This is a genomic window from Pseudanabaena sp. 'Roaring Creek' (assembly GCF_001402795.1).
In the GTDB taxonomy this organism is placed as follows: Bacteria; Cyanobacteriota; Cyanobacteriia; order Pseudanabaenales; family Pseudanabaenaceae; genus Pseudanabaena.
The window spans coordinates 1-1,241 of record NZ_LIRE01000051.1 but is presented as its reverse complement, the minus strand read 5'-3'; the positions used below and the strand labels follow the sequence as shown (position 1 = coordinate 1,241).

1 protein-coding gene is annotated in these 1,241 nt (G+C 41.2%); it reads left to right on the top strand.

The window, feature by feature from the left end; genetic code table 11:
• Positions 1-144: 144 nt before the first annotated feature.
• A complete protein-coding gene (locus AC805_RS01710; RefSeq protein ID WP_055073816.1) occupies positions 145-1,056 on the top strand; it encodes a hypothetical protein in 912 nt (303 codons plus the stop codon).
• Positions 1,057-1,241 lie beyond the last annotated feature (185 nt).

The following is a 1,241-nucleotide window of genomic DNA, read 5'->3' as shown; positions in this document are numbered from 1 at the left end:
TGGGTTTTAATTATGCCCAGCTACTTACCTTTTAGCAATCTGTCCAAGCTGTGAAGATTCTGATACATTTGGCTTAGTAGATAAGGCAATCAATCAGATAATAAATTAGGTAATACATTAAGTTAAGCATTCGAGGCTGCTAATATGGCACAAAATCCGTTAGTCGAACAAGCTAAACAAGGAAATGTTAGTGCGATCGCATCTTTAATGAACCGTTTGCTAAAATCTCAAGGAATGCTAGCAAATGTAGAGCGTAATGATGATCGCTTAGAAGTTTTAATCGAGTCCGATCTGCGATCGCTCGATGATGAAATGCGAATTCCTAAGCGGCAAATATTAGTAGGAATGCTCAAAAAATGGTTTCTTACCATTGAAGTCCAAACAATTTCTAAGATCGTAGTATCTTGGCAGCAAACTGGTAGTGATGAGCCAGCATGGACAGAGGAAATTTATTTGGCTGAGCAGGACGAGCCAAAAGAGGCAAGTCTTAGTAACAATGGCGGAACCACTGAGCCCACGAAAAAGCTTACAATACCTCCCTTACCAGTATTTCCACCAAAATCTATGCTCGAGCGAAACGATCCTCGCGATCGCTCCAATAGTAAAAATGACACCTCATCGGCTAGTCCCGATCTTGATGAAATGTTTGGCGCGATCGCTTCCCCTGAGCCTCTACCAGATATCGGTTTAGAGTCTAGTAATAATGTACCTTTAGAATCCATTCGGTCTTCTCAAGATAGAGAACTATTGTTTTTTTCGGATATTCCCCTAATTGCAGACGATTCCGATCTTAGCTCAGTCGCTAGTCCAGTCGCTAGTCCAGTCGCTAATTCAGATATTAATAATTCCCCGTTAGATCAATTAGATCCGATCGCCCCACCCCATAAATCCTTATGGCAATCCCTACTAAAAACCCCTGTTTTTAGCATTCAACTGGCTCAATATGTGGTTGTTTGCGTGGTTATCATCATCTCCCTAAGAGGTATTCATACTGCATTGGGTGGAGGCAAAGCCGCCAAGGCTGCCTCTAATTCATCACAGCTAATAATGCGATAGAGTTATTGCAATAGAGTCATTGAGTTTATCACAATCCTAAATCATTCATGAGAAAAATCATGAGAGAAACAGGGCTTCGACTTCACTCAGCCAACCTATTCTGATGGCTGAGCGAAGTCGAAGCCTAACTCATTTAGGATTGCTATATGCTTGCCATAAGTAGCTAAGCATAAGTAAACTTAAAA

Bases quoted from the DNA above. Each gene is read 5' to 3' on its own strand.
- AC805_RS01710 (WP_055073816.1), top strand. From the start codon at position 145: ATGGCACAAAATCCGTTAGTCGAACAAGCTAAACAAGGAAATGTTAGT.